The 25,541-nt window shown below is 70.5% G+C and carries 21 protein-coding genes, 1 pseudogene and 1 riboswitch; of the genes and pseudogenes, 19 read left to right on the top strand and 3 right to left on the bottom strand.

Annotation, left to right across the window (positions count from 1 at the left end; all coding sequences use genetic code 11):
* Positions 1-277 precede the first annotated feature (277 nt).
* The 13 genes from hpnC to AWZ10_RS01715 all read left to right on the top strand — a co-directional run bounded on the left by hpnC (position 278) and on the right by AWZ10_RS01715 (position 14,072).
* Positions 278-1,180: a squalene synthase HpnC gene (hpnC, locus tag AWZ10_RS01770; protein WP_046706037.1), complete on the top strand. Its 903-nt coding sequence runs from the start codon at positions 278-280 to the stop codon at positions 1,178-1,180.
* Complete coding sequence (gene hpnD / locus AWZ10_RS01765; RefSeq protein ID WP_037704108.1) at positions 1,177-2,127, top strand: presqualene diphosphate synthase HpnD; 951 nt, start codon at positions 1,177-1,179, stop codon at positions 2,125-2,127. The genes hpnC and hpnD overlap by 4 nt, the downstream gene beginning before the upstream one ends.
* Positions 2,127-2,267, top strand: coding sequence for a DUF6380 family protein (locus tag AWZ10_RS55680; RefSeq protein WP_408992529.1), 141 nt, complete (start codon positions 2,127-2,129; stop codon positions 2,265-2,267). Before hpnD ends, AWZ10_RS55680 begins: the two co-directional genes overlap by 1 nt.
* Positions 2,264-3,691 (top strand): hydroxysqualene dehydroxylase HpnE, encoded by a 1,428-nt coding sequence (hpnE, locus tag AWZ10_RS01760; protein ID WP_046706036.1) that lies wholly within the window; start codon positions 2,264-2,266, stop codon positions 3,689-3,691. The genes AWZ10_RS55680 and hpnE overlap by 4 nt, the downstream gene beginning before the upstream one ends.
* A gap of 68 nt (positions 3,692-3,759) precedes the next feature.
* Positions 3,760-4,833 carry a polyprenyl synthetase family protein gene (locus AWZ10_RS01755; RefSeq protein WP_234361012.1) on the top strand — a complete coding sequence of 358 codons (1,074 nt, stop codon included), beginning with the start codon at positions 3,760-3,762 and terminating at the stop codon, positions 4,831-4,833.
* Positions 4,834-4,970: 137 nt separating this feature from the next.
* On the top strand, positions 4,971-6,983 hold the full coding sequence (gene shc / locus AWZ10_RS01750; RefSeq protein ID WP_060890271.1) for a squalene--hopene cyclase: 2,013 nt from the start codon (positions 4,971-4,973) through the stop codon (positions 6,981-6,983).
* Positions 6,983-7,627 carry a phosphorylase family protein gene (locus tag AWZ10_RS01745; RefSeq protein WP_046706033.1) on the top strand — a complete coding sequence of 215 codons (645 nt, stop codon included), beginning with the start codon at positions 6,983-6,985 and terminating at the stop codon, positions 7,625-7,627. Before shc ends, AWZ10_RS01745 begins: the two co-directional genes overlap by 1 nt.
* A 5-nt stretch (positions 7,628-7,632) precedes the next feature.
* Positions 7,633-8,655, top strand: coding sequence for an adenosyl-hopene transferase HpnH (gene hpnH, locus AWZ10_RS01740; protein ID WP_037704103.1), 1,023 nt, complete (start codon positions 7,633-7,635; stop codon positions 8,653-8,655).
* 4 nt (positions 8,656-8,659) lie between these two features.
* A complete protein-coding gene (gene ispG / locus AWZ10_RS01735; protein ID WP_060890270.1) occupies positions 8,660-9,817 on the top strand; it encodes a flavodoxin-dependent (E)-4-hydroxy-3-methylbut-2-enyl-diphosphate synthase in 1,158 nt (385 codons plus the stop codon).
* Between the two features lie 41 nt (positions 9,818-9,858).
* Positions 9,859-11,790: a 1-deoxy-D-xylulose-5-phosphate synthase gene (gene dxs, locus AWZ10_RS01730; RefSeq protein WP_060890269.1), complete on the top strand. Its 1,932-nt coding sequence runs from the start codon at positions 9,859-9,861 to the stop codon at positions 11,788-11,790.
* Positions 11,791-13,200: an aspartate aminotransferase family protein gene (locus AWZ10_RS01725; protein ID WP_046706030.1), complete on the top strand. Its 1,410-nt coding sequence runs from the start codon at positions 11,791-11,793 to the stop codon at positions 13,198-13,200. It abuts the gene before it with no gap.
* 120 nt (positions 13,201-13,320) lie between these two features.
* Complete coding sequence (locus tag AWZ10_RS01720) at positions 13,321-13,953, top strand: helix-turn-helix domain-containing protein (RefSeq protein WP_060890276.1); 633 nt, start codon at positions 13,321-13,323, stop codon at positions 13,951-13,953.
* Positions 13,950-14,072 carry a DUF6126 family protein gene (locus AWZ10_RS01715; RefSeq protein ID WP_046706029.1) on the top strand — a complete coding sequence of 41 codons (123 nt, stop codon included), beginning with the start codon at positions 13,950-13,952 and terminating at the stop codon, positions 14,070-14,072. The genes AWZ10_RS01720 and AWZ10_RS01715 overlap by 4 nt, the downstream gene beginning before the upstream one ends.
* A 61-nt stretch (positions 14,073-14,133) precedes the next feature.
* On the opposite strand, the gene AWZ10_RS01710 is transcribed toward AWZ10_RS01715, so the two are convergent.
* On the bottom strand, positions 14,134-14,931 hold the full coding sequence (locus tag AWZ10_RS01710) for a tyrosine-protein phosphatase (RefSeq protein ID WP_046706028.1): 798 nt from the start codon (positions 14,929-14,931) through the stop codon (positions 14,134-14,136).
* Between the two features lie 257 nt (positions 14,932-15,188).
* Here AWZ10_RS01710 and AWZ10_RS01705 point away from each other — a divergent pair, with 257 nt between their 5' ends.
* From AWZ10_RS01705 to AWZ10_RS01690, 4 genes are all read left to right on the top strand, one after another.
* Positions 15,189-17,264, top strand: coding sequence for an alpha-galactosidase (locus AWZ10_RS01705; RefSeq protein ID WP_060890268.1), 2,076 nt, complete (start codon positions 15,189-15,191; stop codon positions 17,262-17,264).
* Positions 17,265-17,565: 301 nt separating this feature from the next.
* Positions 17,566-17,724: riboswitch (cyclic di-AMP (ydaO/yuaA leader) on the top strand.
* 4 nt (positions 17,725-17,728) lie between these two features.
* Positions 17,729-18,733, top strand: coding sequence for a LysM peptidoglycan-binding domain-containing M23 family metallopeptidase (locus AWZ10_RS01700; RefSeq protein WP_046706026.1), 1,005 nt, complete (start codon positions 17,729-17,731; stop codon positions 18,731-18,733).
* A gap of 831 nt (positions 18,734-19,564) precedes the next feature.
* Positions 19,565-20,290 (top strand): DUF6250 domain-containing protein, encoded by a 726-nt coding sequence (locus AWZ10_RS01695; protein ID WP_046706025.1) that lies wholly within the window; start codon positions 19,565-19,567, stop codon positions 20,288-20,290.
* A gap of 203 nt (positions 20,291-20,493) precedes the next feature.
* The gene (locus AWZ10_RS01690) at positions 20,494-21,279 is read left to right on the top strand and encodes an SGNH/GDSL hydrolase family protein (protein ID WP_046706024.1); all 786 of its coding nucleotides are present in this window, start codon (positions 20,494-20,496) and stop codon (positions 21,277-21,279) included.
* 316 nt (positions 21,280-21,595) lie between these two features.
* Here AWZ10_RS01690 and AWZ10_RS01685 read toward each other — a convergent pair whose 3' ends face one another.
* A complete protein-coding gene (locus AWZ10_RS01685; RefSeq protein ID WP_208618431.1) occupies positions 21,596-22,216 on the bottom strand; it encodes a TetR/AcrR family transcriptional regulator in 621 nt (206 codons plus the stop codon).
* 116 nt (positions 22,217-22,332) lie between these two features.
* Positions 22,333-23,514, bottom strand: a complete 1,182-nt coding sequence (locus AWZ10_RS01680) for a Glu/Leu/Phe/Val dehydrogenase dimerization domain-containing protein (RefSeq protein WP_060890266.1) — start codon at positions 23,512-23,514, stop codon at positions 22,333-22,335.
* Between the two features lie 191 nt (positions 23,515-23,705).
* Here AWZ10_RS01680 and AWZ10_RS01675 point away from each other — a divergent pair, with 191 nt between their 5' ends.
* A complete protein-coding gene (locus AWZ10_RS01675) occupies positions 23,706-24,884 on the top strand; it encodes an MBL fold metallo-hydrolase (RefSeq protein ID WP_173531646.1) in 1,179 nt (392 codons plus the stop codon).
* A gap of 442 nt (positions 24,885-25,326) precedes the next feature.
* A pseudogene (locus tag AWZ10_RS49885) lies at positions 25,327-25,541 on the top strand (sensor histidine kinase); the annotation flags it as partial.

Here is a 25,541-nt window from a genome sequence, read left to right as displayed (position 1 = left end):
GGAATCTTGGGGGCAATCGGTGCGTTCTTGTGATGTGCAGGACACCCCGACGGAGCTTGGTGCGTTGTACAACGTAAGCTGTACCGGTGCCCAATCGCGGCAAGTGGGTCCATACTGCGCGACATCCGGCATCAGCCGCAGACGCCGCCCACTGGGCGGCGTGTCCGAAATAGTGCGTATTGGGTCGGCAGTGTAGAACGGGAGATGTGACGGCCATGGCTACGGAGACTCCCCAGCTCAAGCACGCTTCTGCCGTTCTCGCGCCGGGTGACGAGCGGTGACCGAAACCGGGACGGCGCGTGCCGGGGACCCGGAGGGCGACACCCTCGACAAGGCCGGGGCGGAGAACTTTCCCGTCGCCCCGTTCTTCCTGCCCCGGGCCTGGCGCGACGACCTCATGGCCGTCTACGGCTTCGCCCGGCTCGTGGACGACATCGGTGACGGCGACCTCGCTCCCGGCGGCGCCGACGCCCACCTCCTCGGCGTCCGTCCGCAGGACGCCGACGACCGGCTCCTCCTCCTCGACGCCTTCGAGGCCGACCTCGCCAGGGTCTTCGACGGCACTCCGGACCACCCGCTGTTGCGCAGGCTCCAGCGCACCGTCCGCAGCCGCTGCCTCACCCCCGAGCCGTTCCTCGCCCTGATCGCCGCCAACCGTCAGGACCAACTGGTCAAGCGGTACGAGACCTACGACGACCTGCTCGCCTACTGCACGTTGTCCGCGAACCCCGTCGGCCGTCTGGTTCTCGCCGTCACCGGTGCCACGACCCCCGAGCGGGTCCGGCACTCCGACGCGATCTGCACCGCGCTGCAGATCGTCGAACACCTCCAGGACGTGGCCGAGGACCTGGGCCGCGACCGTGTCTATCTGCCCGCCGAGGACATGAAGCGCTTCCACGTCCAGGAGGCGGACCTCGCCGCGCCCACCGCCGGCGCATCGGTGCGCGCGCTGGTCGCGTACGAGGCGGAACGCGCCGGGAATCTCCTGAATGACGGCACCCCCCTCGTGGGTAGCGTCCACGGCAGGCTGAGGCTGCTCCTCGCGGGGTTCGTGGCGGGAGGAAGGGCGGCCGTCCACGCGATCACCGCCGCCGAATTCGACGTACTTCCCGGCCCGCCCAAGCCCGGCAAGCTCCGGCTGCTGCGCGAGGTGGGCGCGACCCTGCGAGGAGAGGGGTGATCCGGACCGTGGAGTCGGAACCACACGCGGCCGCGCCGGTACTCGCCGCCTACAGCTACTGCGAGGCCGTCACCGGACAGCAGGCCCGCAACTTCGCCTACGGCATCAGACTGTTGCCGACGCCCAAGCGTCGCGCGATGTCCGCGCTGTACGCGTTCTCCCGGCGCGTCGACGACATCGGTGACGGCGCGCTCGCGGTCGAGGTCAAGACGGCCCGGCTGGCGGAGACCAGGGCGCTGCTCACCCGGGTCCGGGCCGGCTCCGTCGACGAGGACGACACGGATCCCGTCGCGGTCGCCCTCGCCCACGCCGGGGCGGCCTTCCCGATCCCTCTCGACGCCCTCGACGAACTCATCGACGGCGTCGTCATGGACGTACGCGGCGAGCACTACGAGACCTGGGACGACCTGAAGGTCTACTGCCGCTGTGTCGCCGGTTCCATCGGACGGCTCTCACTCGGTGTCTTCGGCACGGAACCGGGGGCGCGCGGCGCGGAACGCGCGCCGGAGTACGCAGACACCCTCGGTCTCGCGCTCCAACTGACGAACATCCTCAGGGACGTTCGCGAGGACGCGGAGGGCGGGCGCACCTATCTGCCCGCCGACGACCTCGCGAAATTCGGCTGCTCGGCCGGGTTCGCCGGGCCTCTCCCGCCGTCCGACTCCGACTTCGCGGGTCTGGTGCACTTCGAAGTGCGCCGGGCCCGCGCCCTGTTCGCCGAGGGCTACCGGCTGCTGCCGATGCTCGACCGGCGCAGCGGCGCCTGCGTCGCCGCCATGGCCGGCATCTACCGGCGGCTGCTCGACCGCATCGAGCGCGAACCGGAGGCCGTGCTGCGCGGCCGGGTCTCGCTGCCCGGTCGTGAGAAGGCGTATGTCGCCGTGCGCGGCCTCTCCGGTCTGGACGCCCGCCATGCGTCGCGCCGTACCGTCAGGAGGCGCGTCTGATGGACAATTCGCTCCAAGACGAACCCATCGGGGAAAAGTGGTACGCAACCCTCCGCAACGCGGGGGCGTCCCTGACTGCGACGGCCTGCCGCGGACCGCTCCAGCACCCCGGCGGACCGGCAGGGGAGGGTGCACGATGACCGACGGCGCACAGTCCGAGGGGCTGCCGGACGCGGACCGTACGGGCCGCCCCCGCAGCACGGCCGTGGTGGTCGGCGGGGGGCTGGCGGGCGTCACCGCCGCGCTCTCGCTCGCCGACGCCGGCATGCGCGTCACGCTCCTGGAAGGGCGGCCCCGGCTGGGCGGACTCGCCTTCTCCTTCCAGAGGGGCGAGCTGACCGTCGACAACGGGCAGCACGTGTATCTGCGGTGCTGCACCGCCTACCGCTGGTTCCTCGACCGTGTCGAAGGGGCCGCGCTCGCGCCACTGCAGGATCGTCTCGACGTGCCGGTTCTCGACGCCGGGGGCAGAGCCGGGCGACGGCTCGGCAGACTGCGGCGCGACGCGCTGCCCGTCCCCCTGCATCTGGGGCGCAGCCTCGCCACGTACACCCATCTCTCGCTCGCCGAGCGCGCCGGGGTGGGGCGGGCTGCACTGGCGCTCAAGGCACTCGACCTCGCCGATCCCGCACTGGACGAACGGGACTTCGGCAGCTGGCTGAGCGCGCACGGTCAGTCGGCGCGGGCCGTCGAGGCGCTGTGGGACCTCGTGGGGGTCGCCACCCTCAACGCGGTGGCCCGGGACGCCTCCCTCGGGCTCGCCGCGGTGGTGTTCAAGACGGGTCTGCTGTCCGACCCGGGCGCCGCCGACATCGGCTGGGCCCATGTCCCGCTGGGTGAACTGCACGACCGGCTGGCCCGCAAGGCGCTCGACTCGGCGGGTGTCCGTACCGAACTCCGTACCCGCGCCACCTCCATCTCCCCCCTGGGGAACGGGACCTGGCGCGTCGAGGTCCCCGGCGAGAGCCTCGACGCCGACACGGTCGTCCTCGCCGTACCGCAGCGCGAGACGTACGACCTGTTGCCCCAGGGAGCGCTCGACGAGCCCGGACGGCTGCTGGAGATCGGTACCGCGCCGATCCTCAACGTCCATGTGGTGTACGACCGGAAGGTGCTGAGCAGGCCGTTCTTCGCGGCGCTCGGCTCGCCCGTGCAGTGGGTCTTCGACCGGACCGAGGCGTCCGGGCTGCGCGAGGGCCAGTATCTGGCGCTGTCGCAGTCGGCCGCACAGGACGAGATCGACACGCCCGTGTCCGCCTTGCGGGAGCGGTACCTGCCCGAGCTGGAACGGCTGTTGCCCTCCACGCGCGGCGCCCGGGTGAAGGACTTCTTCGTGACCCGGGAGCGCACCGCGACGTTCGCTCCCACCCCCGGCGTCGGACGGCTCAGGCCCGGCGCCCGCACCAAGGCACCCGGCCTGTACCTGGCCGGAGCGTGGACCGCCACCGGGTGGCCCGCGACCATGGAGAGTGCGGTCCGCAGCGGCATCGGCGCGGCGGACGCCGCCCTCGCCGCTCTGGGCCGGCCCCGGGACCACCTCTTCGACTTCGAGGAGGCCGCGTGACGCTCCCAGCGCACAGGAACGGTTCCCGCACTTCCGGTACCGCGAACACATCGACATCTGGAGAGACTGTGCCCACTGTGCCCCCGGCCGTGACGGCCGCCGCGAGGACCGCGGTGGACGTGACCGCGCTCCTGGAGCGCGGGCGGACCCTGGCCACACCCGTGCTGCGGGCGGCCGTCGACCGGCTGGCGCCCCCCATGGACACCGTCGCCGCCTACCACTTCGGCTGGATCGACGCCCACGGCAACCCGGCGGACGGCGACGGCGGCAAGGCCGTACGTCCCGCGCTCGCCGTCATGTCCGCCGAGGTCACCGGCGCCGCACCCGAGGTCGGCATTCCCGGCGCGGTCGCGGTGGAACTGGTGCACAACTTCTCGCTGCTGCACGACGACCTGATGGACGGCGACGAACAGCGCCGCCACCGCGACACCGTCTGGAAGGTCCACGGCCCCGCCCAGGCCATCCTCGTCGGCGACGCCCTGATGGTCCTCGCCAACGAGATCCTCCTCGAACTGGGCACCGCCGAGGCGGCCCGCGCCACCCGCCGCGTCACCACGGCGACCCGCGCGCTCATCGACGGACAGGCCCAGGACATCTCCTACGAGCACCGCGAGCGGGTCACCGTCGAGGAGTGCCTGGAGATGGAGGGCAACAAGACCGGCGCCCTGCTCGCCTGCGCCTGCTCCATCGGCGCGGTCCTCGGCGGCGCGGACGACCGCACCGCCGACACGCTGGAGAAGTACGGCTACCACCTGGGCCTCGCCTTCCAGGCCGTCGACGACCTGCTGGGCATCTGGGGCGACCCGGTCTCCACCGGCAAGCAGACCTGGAGCGATCTGCGCCAGCGCAAGAAGTCCCTACCGGTCGTGGCCGCGCTCGCGGCGGGCGGTCCGGCCTCCGAGCAGCTCGGTGAGCTCCTCGCCGCCGACGCCAAGAGCAGCGACTTCGAGAACTTCTCCGAGGAGGAGTTCGCCGTGCGCGCCGCCCTCATCGAGGAGGCGGGCGGCCGTGAGTGGACCGCCGACGAGGCGCGCCGCCAGCACACGATCGCCATCGAGGCGCTGGACTCGGTCCGGATGCCCGAGCGGGTGCGGGACCAGTTCGCGGCGCTCGCCGACTTCGTCGTCGTACGGAAGAGATGATCGCCATCCCCCAGGAGCCGACCGCCATCGGCCGAATAGCCCTCGCGTAGTCGCCGGCCGGTGCCCGTCACCGGACACGCACCGGCCGACGGCTGACCCACCGCAGAGAGATCCGTCCACTGCACGAAGGGGAAGCCATGACAGCGACGACCGACGGAAGCACCGGGGCACTGCCGCCCCGCGCCCCCTCGGCCAGCGACACCGACCACGACACCCCTGTGGCGGCAGGGGTCCAGGATGCGGCAGCGCACGCCGTACGGCGCGCCACCGACTTCCTGCTCTCCCGGCAGGACGCCGAGGGCTGGTGGAAGGGCGACCTGGAGACCAACGTCACCATGGACGCCGAGGACCTGCTGCTCCGTCAGTTCCTGGGCATCCGCGACGAGAAGACCACTCGGGCCGCCGCCCTCTTCATCAGAGGCGAGCAGCGCCCGGACGGCACCTGGGCCACCTTCTACGGCGGCCCGCCCGAACTCTCCGCCACCGTCGAGGCGTACGTCGCGCTGCGGCTGGCCGGGGACGACCCGACCGAGCCGCACATGGCGCGGGCCTCCGCGTGGATCCGCGAGCGGGGCGGGATCGCCGCCGCCCGGGTCTTCACCCGAATCTGGCTGGCGCTGTTCGGCTGGTGGAAGTGGGACGACCTGCCGGAGATGCCCCCGGAGATCGTCTACTTCCCCAAGTGGATGCCGCTGAACATCTACGACTTCGGATGCTGGGCCCGCCAGACGATCGTGCCGCTGACCGTCGTCTCGGCGAAGCGCCCGGTGCGGCCCGCGCCGTTCCCGCTCGACGAGTTGCACACCGACCCCGGGCGGCCGAACCCGCCCAGGCCCCTGGACCCGTTGGGAAGTTGGGAAGGCGCCTTCCAGCGCCTCGACAAGGTCCTGCACGGCTACCACAAGGTGGCGCTGAAGCGGCTGCGCAGGGCGGCGATGAACAGCGCGGCCCGCTGGATCGTCGAGCGGCAGGAGAACGACGGCTGCTGGGGCGGCATCCAGCCGCCGGCCGTCTACTCGATCATCGCGCTGCACCTGCTCGGCTACGACCTCCAACACCCCGTGATGCGGGCCGGACTGGAGTCCCTCGACCGGTTCGCCGTGTGGCGCCAGGACGGGGCCCGGATGATCGAGGCGTGCCAGTCCCCGGTGTGGGACACCTGCCTGGCCGCCATCGCGCTCGCCGACGCGGGCCTGCCGGCCGACCATCCCCAACTCGTGAAGGCCGCCGACTGGATGCTCGGCGAGGAGATCGTCCGCCCCGGCGACTGGTCGGTGAAGCGGCCCCAACTGCCGCCGGGAGGCTGGGCCTTCGAGTTCCACAACGACAACTACCCCGACATCGACGACACCGCCGAGGTCGTCCTCGCACTGCGCCGCGTCAAGCACCCCGACCCGGAGCGGGTGGAGAAGGCCGTCCGGCGAGGGGTGCGCTGGACCGTCGGCATGCAGTCCCGGAACGGGGCGTGGGGCGCCTTCGACGCCGACAACACCAGCCCGTTCCCCAACCGCCTGCCGTTCTGCGACTTCGGCGAGGTCATCGACCCGCCGTCCGCCGACGTCACCGCGCATGTGGTGGAGATGCTCGCGGTCGAGGGACTGTCCCACGATCCGCGCACCCGGCGCGGCATCGAATGGCTGCTGGCCGAACAGGAGTCGAACGGCGCGTGGTTCGGCCGCTGGGGCGTCAACTACGTCTACGGCACCGGGTCGGTGGTCCCCGCCCTCGTGACCGCCGGGCTGCCCGCCGCGCACCCCGCGATCCGCCGGGCCGTGGCCTGGCTGGAGACCGTGCAGAACGCCGACGGCGGCTGGGGCGAGGACCTGCGCTCCTACCGCGACGCCGCCGAGTGGGGCGGCAGGGGCGCCTCCACCGCTTCCCAGACGGCGTGGGCGCTGCTCGCGCTGCTGGCGGCGGGGGAGCGGGACGCCAAGGCCACCGAGCGCGGCGTCGATTGGCTGGCCCGCACGCAGCGGGAGGACGGGTCCTGGGACGAGCCGTACTTCACCGGGACCGGTTTCCCCTGGGACTTCTCGATCAACTACCACCTCTACCGCCAGGTCTTCCCGCTCACCGCACTCGGCCGGTACGTCAACGGCGAGCCGACCGTCCTGAAAGCCCCGGCCGTCTCGAAAGCCAAGGGGAGCTGATGAACCCGCCCGCCGCCCCGGCCCCGCTGCTGATCGCCTGCGCGCTCGGCATCGAGCAGCTCGCCCTGCGCAGCGGCGACCGGGGCGGCGCAGGGGGCCCGGTCACCGTACTGCGCACCGGCATGGGGCCGAGGGCCGCCGAGCGGTCCGTCACCCGGCTGCTCACCGACCCGGGGCTGCGCGACGCGGCCGTACTGGCCACCGGGTTCTGCGCCGGACTCGCCCCGGGCATGCACCCCGGTGATCTGGTCGTCGCCGAGGAGACGCGGGGCCCCGACGGCGCCGTCACGCCCTGTGTGGGCACCGAACTTCTGGTCAAGGAGCTGGTGCGGGCCGTGCCGGGGCGCAAGGTCCACACCGGCCCGCTCACCGGATCCGACCACGTCGTACGCGGCCAGGAACGGTCCGACCTGTACGCGACCGGCGCACTCGCGGTCGACATGGAGTCCGCCGTCACGCTCCACTGCGCCGTGAGATCCGGCGCACGCCCGGTTGCGGCCGTCCGGGTGGTCGTGGACGCTCCAGAGCATGAGCTGGTCCGGATCGGCACGGTACGCGGTGGAATATCAGCCTTCCGCGTCCTTCGTGCCGTCCTTCCCGCTTATTACGAATGGCACCGTTCCTTGCTGCTCCCCAGGAGGTGAGCCAGATGGCCATGCCGCTCCGCCAGTCCATCAAGGTGGCGACGTATCTCGCCGAACAGAAGCTCCGCAAGCGGGACAAGTTCCCGCTGATCGTCGAGCTGGAACCGCTCTACGCCTGCAATCTGAAGTGCGAGGGCTGCGGCAAGATCCAGCATCCGGCGGGAGTGCTCAAGCAGCGCATGCCGGTGGCGCAGGCCGTGGGCGCCGTCCTGGAGTCCGGGGCGCCGATGGTGTCGATCGCCGGCGGCGAGCCCCTGATGCACCCTCAGATCGACGAGATCGTGCGGCAGCTGGTGGCGAAGAGGAAGTACGTCTTCCTGTGCACCAACGCGATGCTGCTGCGCAAGAAGATGGAGAAGTTCAAGCCCTCGCCGTACTTCGCCTTCGCCGTGCACATCGACGGGCTGCGGGAGCGGCACGACGAGTCGGTGGCGAAGGAAGGGGTGTTCGACGAGGCCGTGGCCGCCATCAAGGAGGCCAAGAGGCGCGGCTTCCGGGTGACCACCAACTCGACCTTCTTCAACACCGACACCCCGCAGACCATCATCGAGGTCCTCAACTTCCTCAACGACGACCTGAAGGTCGACGAGATGATGATCTCGCCCGCCTACGCCTACGAGAAGGCTCCCGACCAGGAGCACTTCCTCGGCGTCGAACAGACCCGTGAACTGTTCAAGAAGGCCTTCGCGGGCGGCAACCGGCGGCGCTGGCGGCTCAACCACTCGCCCCTGTTCCTCGACTTCCTGGAGGGCAAGGTCGACTTCCCGTGCACGGCGTGGGCGATCCCCAACTACTCGCTCTTCGGCTGGCAGAAGCCCTGCTACCTGATGAGCGACGGGTACGTCACGACGTACCGGGAGCTGATCGAGGACACCGACTGGGACGCGTACGGCCGGGGCAAGGACCCGCGCTGCGCCAACTGCATGGCGCACTGCGGCTACGAGCCGACCGCCGTCCTCGCCACCATGGGGTCGCTGAAGGAGTCGTTGCGCGCCCTGCGCGAGACGGTCTCCGGAAACAACGGGTGACGCCATGACCGCCGTCTCCCTGGGCGTTCCCGACGTACCGGTCCGGCCGATCGCCGAGCGGCGCGTGTCGCGAGGCATCCAGGTCGGGTCGGTGGCGGTGGGGGGCGGGGCCCCGGTGTCGGTGCAGTCGATGACGACGACCCGTACGTCGGACATCGGCGCCACCCTGCAGCAGATCGCGGAACTCACCGCGTCCGGCTGCCAGATCGTCCGCGTCGCCTGCCCCACGCAGGACGACGCGGACGCCCTCGCCACCATCGCCCGAAAGTCGCAGATCCCGGTGATCGCGGACATCCACTTCCAGCCGAAGTACGTGTTCGCGGCGATCGAGGCCGGTTGCGCGGCGGTGCGGGTGAACCCCGGCAACATCAAGCAGTTCGACGACAAGGTCAAGGAGATCGCGCGGGCGGCCAACGAGCACGGGACCCCGATCCGGATCGGGGTCAACGCCGGTTCTCTCGACAAGCGGCTCCTGCGGAAGTACGGCAGGGCGACGCCCGAGGCGCTGGTGGAGTCCGCGCTGTGGGAGGCGTCGCTGTTCGAGGAGCACGACTTTCGGGACATCAAGATCTCGGTCAAGCACAACGACCCGGTCGTGATGATCGAGGCGTACCGGCAGCTGGCGGCCCAGTGCGACTACCCGTTGCATCTGGGGGTCACCGAGGCCGGTCCGGCGTTCCAGGGCACGATCAAGTCCGCCGTCGCCTTCGGGGCGCTGCTCAGCGAGGGGATCGGCGACACGATCCGGGTGTCGCTGAGCGCTCCGCCGGTCGAGGAGATCAAGGTCGGCATCCAGATCCTGGAGTCGCTGAACCTGCGGCAGCGGCGGCTGGAGATCGTCTCGTGCCCCTCGTGCGGCCGGGCGCAGGTCGATGTGTACCGGCTGGCGGACGAGGTGAGCGCCGGTCTGGAGGGCATGGAGGTGCCGTTGCGGGTGGCCGTCATGGGCTGTGTCGTCAACGGACCCGGAGAGGCACGGGAGGCGGACCTGGGGGTCGCCTCCGGTAACGGCAAGGGGCAGATCTTCGTGAAGGGCGAGGTCATCAAGACCGTGCCCGAGTCGAAGATCGTGGAGACCCTCATCGACGAGGCGATGAAGATCGCCGAGCAGATGGAGCGGGACGGCGTCGCGTCGGGGGAGCCGGCGGTCACCGTGAGCTGACAACACGGGCTGAGAGAGCACGGATCGAGAGGGGGCCCGACGTGACGATTCTGGAGAGCATCCGGCAACCGCGCGACCTGAAGGCGCTGACCGAGGCGGAACTCGGTGAACTGGCCGAAGAAATCCGGGAGTTCCTGGTGCACGCGGTCGCCAGGACCGGTGGTCACCTGGGGCCGAACCTGGGGGTGGTGGAACTCTCCATCGCACTCCACCGGGTCTTCGAGTCACCCGTCGACCGCATCGTCTGGGACACCGGTCACCAGAGTTATGTGCACAAGCTTCTGACCGGGCGTCAGGACTTCTCCAAACTGCGGGGCAAGGGCGGCCTCTCCGGCTACCCCTCGCGCGAGGAGTCCGAGCACGACATCGTCGAGAACAGCCACGCCTCCACCGCCCTCGGCTGGGCGGACGGCCTCGCCAAGGCCCGCCAGGTGCGGGGGGAGGAGGGCCATGTGGTCGCGGTCATCGGCGACGGCGCGCTGACCGGCGGCATGGCCTGGGAGGCGCTCAACAACATCGCGGCCGCCAAGGACCGGCCGCTGATCATCGTCGTCAACGACAACGAGCGCTCGTACTCCCCGACCATCGGTGGCCTCGCCAACCACCTCGCGACCCTGCGCACCACCGACGGCTACGAACAGTTCCTCGCCTGGGGAAAGGAGGTCCTGCTGCGCACCCCGGTCGTCGGCAAGGAGGTGTACGAGGCGCTGCACGGGGCCAAGAAGGGCTTCAAGGACGCGTTCGCGCCGCAGGGCATGTTCGAGGACCTGGGCCTGAAGTACGTCGGCCCGATCGACGGGCATGACACGAAGGCGGTCGAGTCGGCGCTGCGCCGCGCCAAGCGCTTCCACGGGCCGGTCCTCGTCCACTGTCTGACGCAGAAGGGCCGCGGGTACGAGCCCGCGCTCGCCAACGAGGAGGACCACTTCCACACGGTCGGCGTGATGGACCCGCTGACGTGCGAGCCGCTCACTCCTGCCGGCGGACCGTCCTGGACGTCGGTCTTCGGTGACGAGATCGTCCGCATCGGCGACGAACGCGAGGACGTCGTGGCGATCACGGCGGCCATGCTGCACCCGGTTGGGCTCGGCAGGTTCGCCGAGAAATTCCCCGACCGGGTGTGGGACGTCGGGATCGCCGAGCAGCACGCGGCGGTGTCGGCGGCGGGGCTCGCGACGGGCGGGCTGCATCCGGTGGTGGCCGTCTACGCGACCTTCCTCAACCGCGCCTTCGACCAGTTGTTGATGGACGTGGCGCTGCACCGGTGCGGGGTCACCTTCGTCCTGGACCGGGCCGGCGTGACGGGTGTCGACGGCGCGTCGCACAACGGTATGTGGGACATGTCGATCCTCCAGGTCGTACCGGGGCTGCGGATCGCCGCGCCGCGCGACGCCGAGCAGCTGCGGACGCAGTTGCGGGAGGCCGTCGCCGTGGACGACGCCCCCACACTGATCCGGTTCCCGAAGGAGTCGGTGGGCCCTTTGATCCCCTCCCTGGAACGGGTGGGCGGCATGGACGTCCTGCACCGCTCCCCGTCCGCGGACCGTCCGGCCGTGCTGCTGGTCGCCGTCGGCGTCATGGCGTCGGTGTGCCTGCAGGCCGCCGAGCTGCTGGAGGCGCGAGGGATCGGCTGCACCGTCGTCGACCCGCGCTGGGTCAAGCCGGTCGATCCGGCGCTGCCGTGGCTCGCCGACGAACACCGGCTCGTGGCAGTCGTGGAGGACAACAGCCGGGCGGCCGGGGTCGGTTCGGCGGTCGCGCTGGCGTTGGGGGACGCCGACGTCGACGTACCCGTACGACGGTTCGGGATTCCCGAGCAGTTCCTCCCCCACGCCAAGCGCGGGGAGGTGCTGGCGGACATCGGCCTGACGCCGGTCGAGATCGCCGGGCGGATCAGCGCGTGTCTGGCCGTCAAGGGCGAACTCGCGAAGGGCGACCTGTCCCAAGCCGAGCCTTCCGAGGAGAAACCGTAAATGACCACCGCGGAACCCGCCGCCGGTACGGAGGAGTTCGACCTCGGCAGCCTCCTGGCCGAGCGCGGCGCCGAGCGCTACGAACTCCACGCCCGGCACCTCAACCACCAACTCCCGCGCATGCTGCGCACCATCGGCTTCGACAAGGTCTACGAGCGGGCCGAGGGCGCGTACTTCTGGGACGCGGACGGCAACGAGTACCTGGACATGCTCGCCGGGTTCGGGGTGATGGGGCTCGGCCGCCACCACCCCGTGGTCCGCAAGGCGCTGCACGACGTGCTCGACGCGCAGCTCGCCGACCTGACCCGCTTCGACTGCCAGCCACTGCCCGGGCTGCTCGCCGAGAAGCTGCTCGCCCACAGTCCGCACCTGGACCGGGTGTTCTTCGGCAACAGCGGCACGGAGGCCGTCGAGACGGCGCTGAAGTTCGCCCGGTACGCCACCGGCAGACCTCGCGTCCTGTACTGCGACCACGCCTTCCACGGGCTGACCACCGGCTCGCTCTCCGTGAACGGCGAGGACGGCTTCCGGGACGGCTTTGCGCCGCTGCTGCCCGACACGGCCGTACCGCTCGGTGATCTCGACGCGTTGGCGAGGGAGTTGAAGAAGGGCGATGTCGCCGCCCTCGTCGTCGAGCCCATCCAGGGCAAGGGCGTGCACGAGGCGCCGCCCGGCTATCTGCGCGCCGCCCAGGAGGTGCTGCACCGGCACAAGGCGCTGCTGATCGTCGACGAGGTGCAGACCGGGCTCGGGCGGACCGGGGACTTCTACGCCTACCACCACGAGGACGGGGTCGAACCGGATCTGGTGTGCGTGGCGAAGGCGCTCTCCGGAGGCTATGTCCCGGTCGGCGCGACCCTCGGCAAGGAGTGGATCTTCAAGAAGGTCTACTCGTCCATGGACCGCGTCCTCGTCCACTCGGCGAGCTTCGGCTCCAACGCCCAGGCCATGGCCGCCGGGCTCGCCGTCCTCTCGGTCATGGAGAACGAGCGGATCGTGGCGGGCGCCCGGGCCACGGGGGAGTCGCTGAAAGCCCGGCTCGCGGCACTGGTCGACAAGTACGAGCTGCTCAGCGACGTACGCGGCAGGGGGCTGATGATCGGCATCGAGTTCGGCAGGCCCAAGTCGTTGAAGCTGCGCAGCCGTTGGACGATGCTCCAGGCGGCCCGCAAGGGACTGTTCGCGCAGATGGTCGTCGTACCGCTGCTGCAACGGCACCGGATCCTCACCCAGGTCTCCGGCGACCATCTGGAGGTGATCAAGCTGATCCCGCCGCTGGTCATCGGGGAGCGGGAGGTGGACCGGTTCGTCGAGGCCTTCACCGACGTGATGGACGACGCGCACAGCGGGGGCGGACTGATGTGGGACTTCGGCAGGACACTGGTGAAGCAGGCGGTGGCCAACCGATAGAGGGGCGCGTCAGGAGCCCTGCCGGGGCCCGACGGGTGCGTGACTTCGGCGGGTCGCAAGGATTTTGCCTCTGCGGCAAGGAAATTGCCGCAGAGGCAAAAGTCGGGCTGAATGGAGGGCATGAGCCCCTCCGAGGGTACGAACCCTCCCGAGCCACCGCCGGGTGCGGCGCTGCCCGCCGTCGCCCCGCAGTTGCGGGCCCTGCGCCACCGGGCCTCCCTCACTCTGGAGGCCGCTGCCCGCGCCGCCGCGCTCTCGCCCGCACACCTCTCCCGGCTGGAGACCGGGCAGCGTCAGCCCTCGCTGCCGATGCTGCTCGCGCTGGCCCGCGTCTACGGTACGACGGTCTCGGAGCTGCTCGGCGAGAGGGTCGCCGAGCGGGACGCCGTGCTGCACGCGCCCGACATGGAGCCCACTCGGGCCGGCGGCTGGACGTACTGGCAGGCGGGCGTTTCCGGGCGCGGGATGCAGGCTTTGCGCGTCCATGTGCCGCACGGCTCGCAGGGCGACATCGTGCGGGTGCATCCCGGCGAGGAGTGGCTCTACGTCCTGAAGGGACGGCTGCGGCTGCGCCTCGGGGACACCGCGCACCAGCTCGCGCCCGGGGACAGCGCGCACTTCGACTCGCTGACCCCGCACCGCATCGCCGCCGCCGACCAGGACGGCGCCGACCTCCTGTTCGTCCACACCCTTCTGCAGAGCCCGACCGCCGCGCTGTGCCTCGGGCCGATCACCCCCGGAGAGACTCCATGACCGACCTGGAAGAGAAGTTCCCCCGCGCTCTGTGGGTGCGGCTCATCATCTACATCGCGGTAGGCCACGTCTTCGCGGCCTTCATCTACCTGCTGTTCGAGCTGGGCGCCGAGCAGTAGCCGCATCCCTCATGCGGTCGGCTCTCTCCGGTCGGGCCGGCGTCGTCCTGGTGCCGCGGCACTAGTCGAGCAGGCGCTCGCGCAGCCGCTCCCGGGTCTGCGGGGTCACCTTCAGGCCCTGCTCCAGATACGAGTCGACATCGCCCCAGGTCGCCTCCAGGGTGTCGAAGGCCGCCTGGATGTACTCGGCGCGGGCGTCGAAGAGCGGGCTCAGCAGCTCCATGATCTCCGGGGACCAGGCGCTCGCGGAGGTGCTGCTGCGGTGCACCTTGTAACGGCGGTGCTTGGCGTTCGACTCCAGGTAGTCGGTGACGACGGCCTCGCGCTCGACGCCCAGGGCGAGGAGCGTGACGGCGATGGAGAGGCCCGCGCGGTCCTTGCCCGCCGCGCAGTGCATCAGCGCGGGCACGCTGTCCTCGGCCAGTGCGTGCAGCACACGGGAGTGCTCGGCCGTGCGGTACTTGATCATCGTGCGGTAGGAGGCGATCATCCGGCTAGCCGCCTTGCCGTCGCCCAACAGCGCGCGCAGCTGGTCCAGATCGCCGTCCCGGACCATCTTCCAGAACTCGGCGCCGTCCGCCGGGTCGCTCAGCGGCAGGTTCACATTGAGCACGCCGGGCAGCGAGACGTCCGGGCCCTCCAGCTTGAGATCGGCCGCGTTGCGGAAGTCGAAGACCGTGTGCAGGCCCAGGGAGGTCAGGAACGCGGCGTCCTCGTCGGTCGCGTGCGCGAGGTGGCCGCTGCGGAACAGGACCCCGTGACGCACCCGACGGCCGTCCACCGTCGGCAGACCGCCCACATCGCGGAAGTTGCGCACTCCGGTCAGCTCGGGTTCGGTCGACGGGATCTGCTGCGTCACTGGGGCTCCTCCCATCCGGCCGTCGGCGCGATCGTCGACGGGCGCGCACTCGACACCGAGGCGCGCACTCGACCATACGACATGGGTGCGTACGCCAATGAGTTGTCCACAGGGGCTGTGGCGGGGGCTCGCCCGTACCTGTCCACAGGCGCCGAGGAAGGCGTGGTGGACGTTGTCCACAGGCGCCGTCGAGTACCCGGAGCGACCTGCGATGATGTTGAGGCTCGATTACACCTGTTCGAATCTGTGGGGTCTTGATGTTGGAAATCGGCGCAGACGGCCGGACCTGGCTTCTCACCGGGCCCAGAAGCAGCTATGCCCTGCGGCTCACGGACAACGACGAACTGCTGCACCTGCACTGGGGTCCCCGGATCGCGCTCGCCGACGCCGAGGAACTGGCCGCCCGGCAGGAGCTGCCGTACTGGCCGTTCGAGGCGCCGGTCGACGGACACGAGGAGTACCCCGTCGAGGGCGGCCCCCGTTTCACCCGTCCCGCCCTCTCCGTGCGCACGCAGGAGCGGCGCGGCACCGAGTGGGCCTTCCGGGAGTACGAGGCCGACGGCGACGAGCTGCGGCTGCGGTTCACCGACGACGGACTCGGGATCACGCTGCACTACCGGTTGCGCGAGGACGTGATCGAGCGCTGGGTGACCCTGGTCAACGACGGACCGGCGGTGGAGCTGCTGCGGGCCGACTCGGCGACCTGGACGCTGCCGTCGCGCGCGGAGGAGACCTGGCGGCTGTCCCAGTTGCACGGGCGGTGGGCGGCCGAGTCCCGGCTCGTGCGCGGGGACCTCACCTATGGCGAGAAGGTCATCGGCAGCCGACGCGGGCACACCGGGCACCAGCACCTGCCCTGGGTCGCCCTCGACACCGACGCCACCGAGGAGCGCGGCGAGGTCTACGGCTGCGCCCTCGGCTGGTCGGGATCCTGGCGGATCGCGGTGGCCCAACTCGCGGACGCGCGCGTGCAGATCACCGGCGGCGCCGGATACGACGAGTCCGGACTGCTGCGGCTGGACACGGGGGAGACGTTCACCACGCCCGTCTTCGCCGGCCTGTGGTGCGACGGCGGCCTCGGCGGGGCGAGCCGCGCCTGGCACGCGTACCAGCGGACGTACATCATCCCGGACGCGGACCAGGACCGGCCGGTGCTCTTCAACTCCTGGGAGGCCACCGAGTTCGACATCTCCGAGGAACAGCAGGAGACGCTCGCGCGGCGGGCGGCGGCCATCGGGGTCGAGCTGTTCGTCGTGGACGACGGCTGGTTCGGGGCGCGTACGAGCGACCGGGCAGGCCTCGGCGACTGGACACCCAATCCGGACCGCTTCCCGAAGGGGCTGGAGCCGCTCGCCGACTATGTGCACGCCCTCGGGATGCAGTTCGGTATCTGGGTCGAGCCCGAGATGGTCAACCCGGACAGCGAGCTGTACCGGGCGCACCCCGAATGGGCACAGTTCCAACCGGGACGAAAGCGGACGGAGCTGCGTAATCAGCTCGTACTCAACCTCGCGCGCGAGGACGTCCAGGAGTACCTCTGGGAGCGGCTGGACGCGCTGTTGTCCAGCGCGCCGATCGACTATGTGAAGTGGGACTTCAACCGCTGCTTCACGGATGCCGGCTGGCCCGGAGAGCCGTACCCGCAGAAGCTGTGGGTCGAGCACGTCCATGCCTTCTACGCGCTGCTGGACCGGCTGCGGGCCGCGCACCCGGGAGTGGCGTTCGAGTCGTGCTCGGGCGGCGGCGGCCGGATCGACCTCGGGGTGATGGCACGGACGGACCAGGTGTGGACGTCCGACAACACCGATCCGCTCGACCGGCTCGCCATCCAGCACGGCTTCAGCCAGATCCACCCGGCCCGGACCATGGCCGCGTGGGTCACCGACAGCCCGAACAACCAGCTCAACGGCCGGGTCAGCTCGCTGCGGTTCCGCTTCGTCAGTGCCATGGCGGGTGTGCTCGGCGTCGGCGGCGACCTCACGGAGTGGACCGAGGAGGAGCTGGCCGAGGCAGGGAAATGGGTCGGCCTGTACAAGGAGATCCGGCCGGTCGTGCAGCGTGGCGACCTCTACCGGCTGCGCCCGCCGACGGGCGGACTGAGTGCCGTGCAGTACGTCCACGGCGACGAGGTCGTCGTCCTCGCCTGGCTCCAGGCCCAGCAGTACGGCGAGCCGCAGGCCCCGCTCCGGCTGCGCGGACTCGACCCGACGGAAACGTACGAGTGCCGCGAAACGGGCGAAATGCATCGAGGTGCCGTGCTGTTGCATCACGGATTGCGGACGGGGCTGCGCGGTGACCTTGATGCGACGGTTATCCGCCTGCGTCGTACTTGAGTGATCTGTCCGAAATGCAGCCGTAATTCCAACTAGCCCTGTAATAAGGCCTACTGGCACGTAGGTGCGTGAGCAGCGTCATATTCGTGACGTTCCGCTGTCGTCATGTTCACGTAATTCTTATGTGCTTACAGGGCGTTGGGGAATATTCAGGTCCGGTCTTTTACGGAGTGTAATCGTGAATTGATGTAAGGATCAGGGAGGAAGACGCACAGGAAGTCCCAATGGTTGTCTCTGTGGGCACAAGTCGCTTACGTTCGGCGTCAATCCGGACGGACGCCCAATCCTGCCGCCGACCGGAGCCGCGTACCGACCTGATCCACGGCAGGAGCGGGGGACCCACAGGTAGTACCGCCTGTTCCGGTCTCCGGAAAGGCTAGGGGTAAAGCCGTGCGCAAGCACGGCCGGACATCTCCAGTCCGCACCCGACAGCTCACCTCGCAGGCGCCGGAGAGGAATTCGCCATGCCCGCGAAGGGTAAGCACCGCCGTCCGAAGTCCCAGCGTTTCACCCGCTCGATCGCCGCCGCCGGGACCGGTGGCGCGGCGCTCGCGCTGCCGTTGATCGGAGCAGCCGGCGCCCACGCCGCGACCCCGACGGCCGCCGTTTCCGGTGTGTCCGAGAAGGCGGCCACGATCGCCGCCGAGAAGGCCGCGGCCGAGGCGGGCGCACGGATCGAGCAGGCCGAGAAGGCCGCGCAGGCGGAGAAGACCGCCACCAAGAAGGCGGCGACCAAGACCTACTCGGTGAAGGTCGGCGACTACCTCTCGAAGATCGCGGACGAGCAGGACGTCGAGGGGGGCTGGAAGCAGCTCTACTCGGACAACCGCGTCAGGATCGGCTCCGACCCGTCGCTGATCCACCCGGGGCTGAAGCTGTCGATCGGCGGGCAGGCCGCGTCGGGCGGTACCTCGCAGTCGTCGAAGCCGCAGCTGTCGCAGTCCTCGACGGCCGCCGAGTCCTCCCAGTCGTCGAAGTCCGCCGACTCCGCGAAGCAGGAGTCGAAGGACACCCAGGCGTCGACCTCCACGTCGAGCGGCCAGTCCTCGTCGTCCAGCAGCTCCGGCTTCAGCCTGCCCATCCAGGGCGCCACCGTCGGCACCGCGTACAAGACCGCCGGCAGCATGTGGTCCAGCGGCTACCACACGGGCGTCGACTTCGTGGCCCCCACCGGGACCACCCTCAAGTCCGTGGGCGCGGGCACCGTCGTCTCCGCCGGCTGGGGCGGCGCGTACGGCAACCAGGTCGTCATCAAGCTCGCCGACGGCTACTACGCCCAGTACGCCCACCTGTCCTCGATCTCCGTCTCCGCGGGACAGTCCGTGAGCGGCGGCCAGCAGATCGGGCTCTCCGGCGCGACCGGCAACGTCACCGGGCCGCACCTCCACTTCGAGATCCGCACCACCCCCAACTACGGCTCGGACATCGACCCGCTGGCCTACCTTCGCTCGAAGGGCGTCAGCGTCTGAGGCGCAGCCGCCCGACCGCACCGAAGGCCGGCCCCCGCGATCCGGGGGGTCGGCCTTCGGCGTTCCCGGAGGGTCGGCCTTCTTCCGTATCGGCTGCCCTCGCCACGGCCCGTGGCGATTCGCGATCACCGTATTGCGGTCTTGTGGCATGGCTGATCAAAGTCTCGACAGGCGTGCGAATGAGCGGACACAGTGATCTCCGTAAGCGCTTTCCACGTCTTCGGAGGTCTCCGTGTCCGGCGTCGACCGGCGCACTGCCGTCAAGAGCCGCGCCCTCGTGAGTGCTGCGGTGCCCGTGGGGCCTCTGGCCGGGGTCGCTCCGCCTGCTCCCGCCTCCGGTGAGCCGGGTGTGGTGCGTCCCGATGACCGGCGGCTCGTCTTCGAGGGCCACGGGAGCCGCACCGCCGATGCCGCCGCCACCGTCAGCTCCGGCTCCCGGCTGCGCGCTTCAGGTTCACCGGCGGCGGCGTCCGTGCCCTGTTCGACGTCGCGTCGGTCACCGTGCCCACGCAGATCCACGTGTCGGTGGACGGTGGCCCGAGACGGCTGTACGCCGTCGACCCGAGCGGCCTCGACCCGCTCAAGAGCCAGGCCGGGTTCGTCTGTTCCTCCTGCGGCTTCACCTGCAACGGGGACACCGACGCGGCAACCGGCGTCGCGGCAGGACAGGGTGGGGCTCCTCGCCCCCGGCGAAAAGCTCGCCCCCGGCGAACAGCCGGTGGCCGGAGGGACAACGCCGCCCACTCCGCGGTCGAGTGTCCGTGAACCTCGGCCCACATCGGCTGGAATCCTCCTCTTTCAAGAGCGGGCGGATGTCAAAGAAGGAGCGTCATGACCACTCGCAGAGCCTTCGGGACCCTTGCCGCCGGCGCCGCCGGTGCCGCCCTCGCGGTGTTCGTCCCGGCGGGGACGGCGTCCGCGAGCCGACGCGGTCGCCGTGGCCGGCTGATCGCCGCCGACGACTTCCGGCACGGGCTCGGGCAGTGGGCCTTGGAACTGGAGAGGGGCGGGTCGGTCACGGCCTCGCGCGGGGTGCTGGAGGTCGACGTGCCCGCCGGAGCCACGATCTGGTTCAAGCGGAAGCTGGCAGGGCCGTACGTCGTCGAGTACACGGCCACGCCGGTCTCCGCGGGCGGGGTCAACGACCGGGTCTCCGACCTCAACAACTTCTGGAACGCCGTCGATGTGAGGTCTCCCGATGATCTTTTCGCCACTCCGCGTGGGGGCGCGCTCGCCGAGTACGACCATCTGAAGACGTACTACGTCGGGTACGGCGCCAACACGAACACGACCACGCGGTTGCGTCGGTACGTCGGTGAGGCGGGTGTGCGGCCGCTGATCTACGACTACACCGAGCCGCTGCTCGTCGCGAACGAGCCGAACCGCGTCCGGATCGTCTCCGACGGCTCGAAGGTCCAGTGGTGGAACAACGGGCGGCTCGTCTTCGACCACGTCGATCCCGCGCCGTACACGCGTGGGCATTTCGCCTTCCGCACCACCTGGAGTCACTTCCGGATCGAGGACTTCCGGGTGTGGAGGTTGAGTGGTCGGCACTGAGCGGTCGGCCGGACCGGGAGCGTCGGGAGAGGATCGGGGCGGCGGGGTGCCGCCGGCCCGGCCCGGTGTATTCCGGATTGACCAAAACCTGACCCGTGGCCTATCTCACCGACCGTCAACCCCTTATTACGGTCGCGTAGGTCACAGCGGAAGGTGAATCATGGGCCGATGTGGCAGACGATTCGAAGAATGACAGCAGATCAATGATCGGGTCGTACGTGGCGCTGGGGGACAGCTTCACCGAGGGCGTCGGCGATCCCGGGCCCGACGGGCGGTTCGTCGGCTGGGCCGACCGGTTCGCGGTGCTTCTCGCGGACCGGGTGCCCGAGGGCGATTTCGGTTACACCAACCTGGCTGTGCGGGGGAAGCTCCTCGACCAGATCGTGGCGGACCAGGTGCCGAGGGCTCTGGAGCTCGCGCCCGACCTGATCTCCTTCTGTGCGGGCGGCAACGACATCATCCGGCCGGGCACCGATCCCGACGAGGTCGCCGAGAGGTTCGAGCGGGCGGTGTCCAGGCTCACTTCGGCCGTCGGCACGGTCATGGTGACCACCGGGTTCGACACCCGTGATGTCCCGGTGCTGAGGCACATGCGGGGCAAGATCGCCACGTACAACCTGCATGTGCGGGCCATCGCCGACCGGTACGGGTGTCCCGTGCTGGACCTGTGGTCCCTGAAGACGGTCCAGGACCGGCGGGCCTGGGACCTCGACCGGCTGCACCTGTCGCCGGAGGGGCACACGCGGGTCGCCCTGCGGGCGGGGCAGGTGCTGGGCGTGGACATTCCGGCCGACCCCGATCAGCCGTGGCCTCCGCTGCCGCCGCGCGGCACGCTCGAGATGCGCCGCGACAACATCCACTGGGCGCGGGAGTATCTGGTGCCGTGGATCGGGCGGCGGCTGCGGGGGGAGTCGTCCGGGGATCACGTGTCGGCGAAGGGGCAGTTGTCGCCGGACGACATCAGGACGTGGATCGGGGCGGTGGCCTGAGAGGCCTGACCGGACTGCCTCCGGCGGTCGGCCGGTTCGGAGTGCCCGGCTCCGGGCTTTGGGGCGGCCGGGCCCACCCGGTGCGGTGGGTGCCTGCTTGCAGTGGGGGGTGCCGCGGGGCGGGCGGGTGCGGGTGCTGTGTGGTTGCTCGCGCAGTTCCCCGCGCCTCTTTGGGGCGCCGGGAGTTGGTGGGTGGGGAGCCGCTCTCCGGGCCGCCTCATGCACGACGGGCTGCCACGCCCCGGCGGGGCCTCGTCCGCAGTCGGGCGGCTTCTCGCCGTCGTGGCGTGGCCCTGCTCGGTTGACGGCGGTTTGTTCAGCGGGTCGCCGCTGTGAGGTGGTCGCGGGTCAGGCCCAGTTCGTGGGCCAGGGCCTCGTCGGCCCAGTTCTGGGCCCGGGTGCGGGAGACGGCTCCGTCGTAGGTCGTCATCTGTACGGCGAGACCGTCCAGCAGGGCGGTGAGGCGGAGGGCCGTCGCCGCGGGGTCCGGGCAGTGGAACTCGTCGGCCGTCACGCCGGCTTCGATGACCTCGGTGAGTGCGGCCTTCCACTGTCTGTCCAGGTCGCGGGTGACCTCGCGGAGTGCGGGTTCGCGGAGGGCGGCCGCCCAGCCCTCGATCCACAGGCGCCAGCCCTTGGCCTGGCCGGTCGGGGCGTACCAGCGGACGGCCGCGCGAAGTCGGCGCAGTGCCGTGGTGCGGCGGCCCAGCAGTTTGCGGAGGTGGGCGAGGTCGCCCTCGGCGGCGTACCGGAACGCCTCGGCCACCAGTCTTTCCTTGGTCGAGAAGTGGTAGAGCACCAGGGCGTTGCTCACCCCGAGGACGGCGGCCACGTCGGCGATCCGTACCGCCGCGACGCCCCGCTCCTCGATCTGCTCGATGGCGGCTCGGAGCAGCTCCGCACGCCGCTCGGCCACACTCAACCGCACCCTGCCCACGCGGCAACCCTACCGAGGCCCACGCACAGCCGCCGCAGGGTTCGAGCCACCTCGGGGACGGCCGGTGACCGCCGGGGGGTGTCGGCCGTCCGCGGCCCGGATCCCCCGGCCGCCCGTCAGCGGTGCATGCCGAATCGGTCCGTGATCGCCGGGACCCGGTCGGCGGCGATGGCGTGGGCGGCGGCGCGGGGAGTCGTGTCGTCGGTCTCGGCTCGGGTGAGCATCAGGTCGACGAGGGCGCGCATGGAGCGGCGGGTGTGGGTGAACGCCTCGTCGGCGGTGGGACCGATGTCGCCGAACAGCGTCCACCACCACCAGGCGTTCGTCCCGGAGTTCACCACGACGTCGGGCAGGACGACGACCCCGCGTGCGGCGAGCAGTTCCTCGGCCGCCGGGAGGACGGGCATGTTGGCCGCCTCGACGATCAGCCGAGCGGTGACGTGGTGCTGGTTGGTGGTGTCGATCGCGTAGGAGACGGCCGCGGGGACCAGTACGTCGGCTTCGGCCGTGAGCCAGGCATCGGCGGGTGCTTCGTGGTCGTCGGGGCGGAGTGCGGAGCGGTCGACCGTGCCGTGCGGGTCGCGGGCGGTGAGCAGCGCCTCGACGTCCAGCCCCGCCGGGTTCGTGATGGTGCCCTTGATGTCGGCCACGGCCACGACCGTCAGGCCGGCGCGGGCGAGGAAGCGGGCGGTGGCCCCACCCATGGTGCCCAGGCCCTGCACGGCGACCCGCGTCCCGGCGTACGGCGCGTCGGCCCGGTCCAGGGCCGTGAGCACGGACTCGGCGACGCCGCAGCCGCCGACCAGCTCGTCGAGGCCGATGCCGTCCACCTGGACCGCGAAGGCGTTCGCGAGGCGTCGTCGGGCCGTCTCCTCGTCGTCGAGGAGGGGGTACACCGCTTGGATCGTCGACACCAGGCCCGCCTCCGCGGCCGCACGGTCCATCAGGTCCTGGGAGAGACCGAGATCCTCGCCGGTGGTCCAGAAGTTCTCGATGTACGGGCGCATCGCGCGCAGGTAGCGGACGAGGACGCCGTACGCCCGCGGGTCCCGGGGGTCGCAGTCGATACCGCCCTTGGCGCCGCCCAGCGGGACGTATCGGCCCTCGGGGGCGTAGTGCAGCGCTTCCTTCATGGTCATGCCGCGGGCGAGTCCGGCGACCTCGTCGAGCGCGCAGCCCGGCCGCATCCGCAGCCCACCGCTGGAGACCCCGCGCACCAGCCGGTCCACGACGAGAAAGCCCTGCCGGCCCGTGACGTGGTCGGTCCAGGTGAGGGACACGTAGGGGGGCGTGGTCATCGGGCTCCTCGGGGTGGCCTGGGGAGGTGGAAGGAAGGGGCGCGAGTGGACGAGGGCGGCGGGAACAACGGGAACAAAATGAGCTACTGAATAGTTGGTCAGTATTGCATCGTGCGGGGACGGGTCGGACCCGGCGCTGTCACAGGGGCGGACCATAATGGGATGCCTGAGCGAATCCACCAGGAGGTGCCGTGTCCGGTTCCGGATCCCGTTCTCTCAGCTCGGGGCTGCGCGCAGCGCGGCCCGCCGCCTTCGGCGCGGACCCGAGCGGTGCCCGGCTGGAGCGGATCCGCAGATCCCCGCACTTCGCGAACGGGGTCTTCGTGAACCCCGAGGGCGCGCAGGTCCGTCCCTCCGGCGGTGCCGCCGTGGAGATGGCGAAGAGCTACTTCCGCAAGGACGAGAGGGCGCGGCGTGCTCCGTCGGGGCTGATCCCCGTGCACCCCACGACCCTCGCCGACCTGGTCAGGCCCCCGGCGAGCGGGCTGCGGATCACATGGATGGGCCATTCCAGTGTGCTCGCCGAGATCGACGGGCACCGGGTGCTCTTCGACCCCGTCTGGGGCGAGCGCTGCTCCCCGTTCCCCTTCGCCGGGCCCAAGCGGCTGCACCCCGTGCCGGTGCCGCTGGCCGCGCTCGGACCGGTCGACGTCGTCGTCATCTCGCACGACCATTACGACCACCTGGACATGCCCTCCATCAAGGAGCTGGCCGGTACGGACACGGTCTTCGCCGTGCCGCTCGGTGTCGGCGCCCATCTGGAGCACTGGGGCGTCTCCGCGGACCGGATCCGCGAGCTCGACTGGCACGAGGCGACGAAGATCGGCGGCCTCACCCTGACCGCCACCCCCGCCCGGCACTTCTGCGGCCGGGGCCTGCGCAACACCCAGCACACGCTGTGGGCCTCCTGGGTCGTCGCCGGTGACGAGCACCGGATCTACCACAGCGGCGACACCGGGTACTTCGGGGGTTTCAAGGACATCGGCGCCGAGCACGGCCCGTTCGACATCACCATGATCCAGGTCGGCGCCTATTCGGAGTTCTGGCCCGACATTCACATGACTCCCGACGAGGGGCTGCAGACCCACCTCGACCTGCAGGGCGGCGAGCCCAGCGGCGTGATGATGCCGATCCACTGGGCGACGTTCAACCTGGCGATGCACGCCTGGGCGGAGCCGGGCGAGCGCATGATGTGGGCCACGCACGCTGCGGGGGTCACGATGGCCGCGCCGCAGCCGGGGGAGCCGTTCGAGCCGAAGAGCACACCGCCGGTGAATCCGTGGTGGCGTGCCGTGTCCCAGCAGCCGGTCGGCGGCTGGTCCGCCTGGCCGCCCGTGGGGGATCGGCTGGACCTGGTGGCGGAGAGCTGACACCCGGCCTCCCCCAGGGGGCGTGGACAGAGTCGTCGCGGTGGTGACCGGCAGCGTGAACGGGTCGAGAATTCTCCCGACAGGGTGATTTTTGGATTGACGTCGAGGGCCGGGGAGCGAATTGCTCCCCGGCCCTCGACGTCTGTTCTCGACCTTTTCTGGCCAGCTCTGATCGGAATTCGAGCGCGGAAGGAATCCGACAGGAACAAGCGTCCGAAGAATTATCGGACTGTCGCACGAAGCCTCATACCAGAGCGGGACGCATTGCGGAGGTATTTGTCAACTGCGCACCGCACATGACGCGTTGGCGACTACTGTGAGTTGCCGTCGGACGACGCAGTGCCGAATTCTTCGACTCTCGCGACCGACACGCGAGGGCGCATGCCCAAGTCGCCCGGACGCGGCACCCCCACGCCCCAGACGGACCAGTACGAGGACGCTGATGTCTCACCTTCGCGCACCGGCCGCACGCGCAGACCGCCGTGAGGGCGGGCGGCACGGGCGATCGGCCACCCGAGCCGTCCCCTCGCTGCCCGAGATCCACATACGGCAACAGCTGGTGCGCCTCGCGGTCCTGCCCCCCACCGCGGTGGCCCTCAGCGCCTGCGCCGCCGTCCTGTTCACGTTCCGCGCCGGCGGCGCCCGCCCCAGCCTCAC

Source organism: Streptomyces europaeiscabiei (assembly GCF_001550375.1).
In the GTDB taxonomy this organism is placed as follows: domain Bacteria; phylum Actinomycetota; class Actinomycetes; order Streptomycetales; family Streptomycetaceae; genus Streptomyces; species Streptomyces europaeiscabiei.
This window is presented reverse-complemented; position numbering and strand designations above follow the sequence as displayed.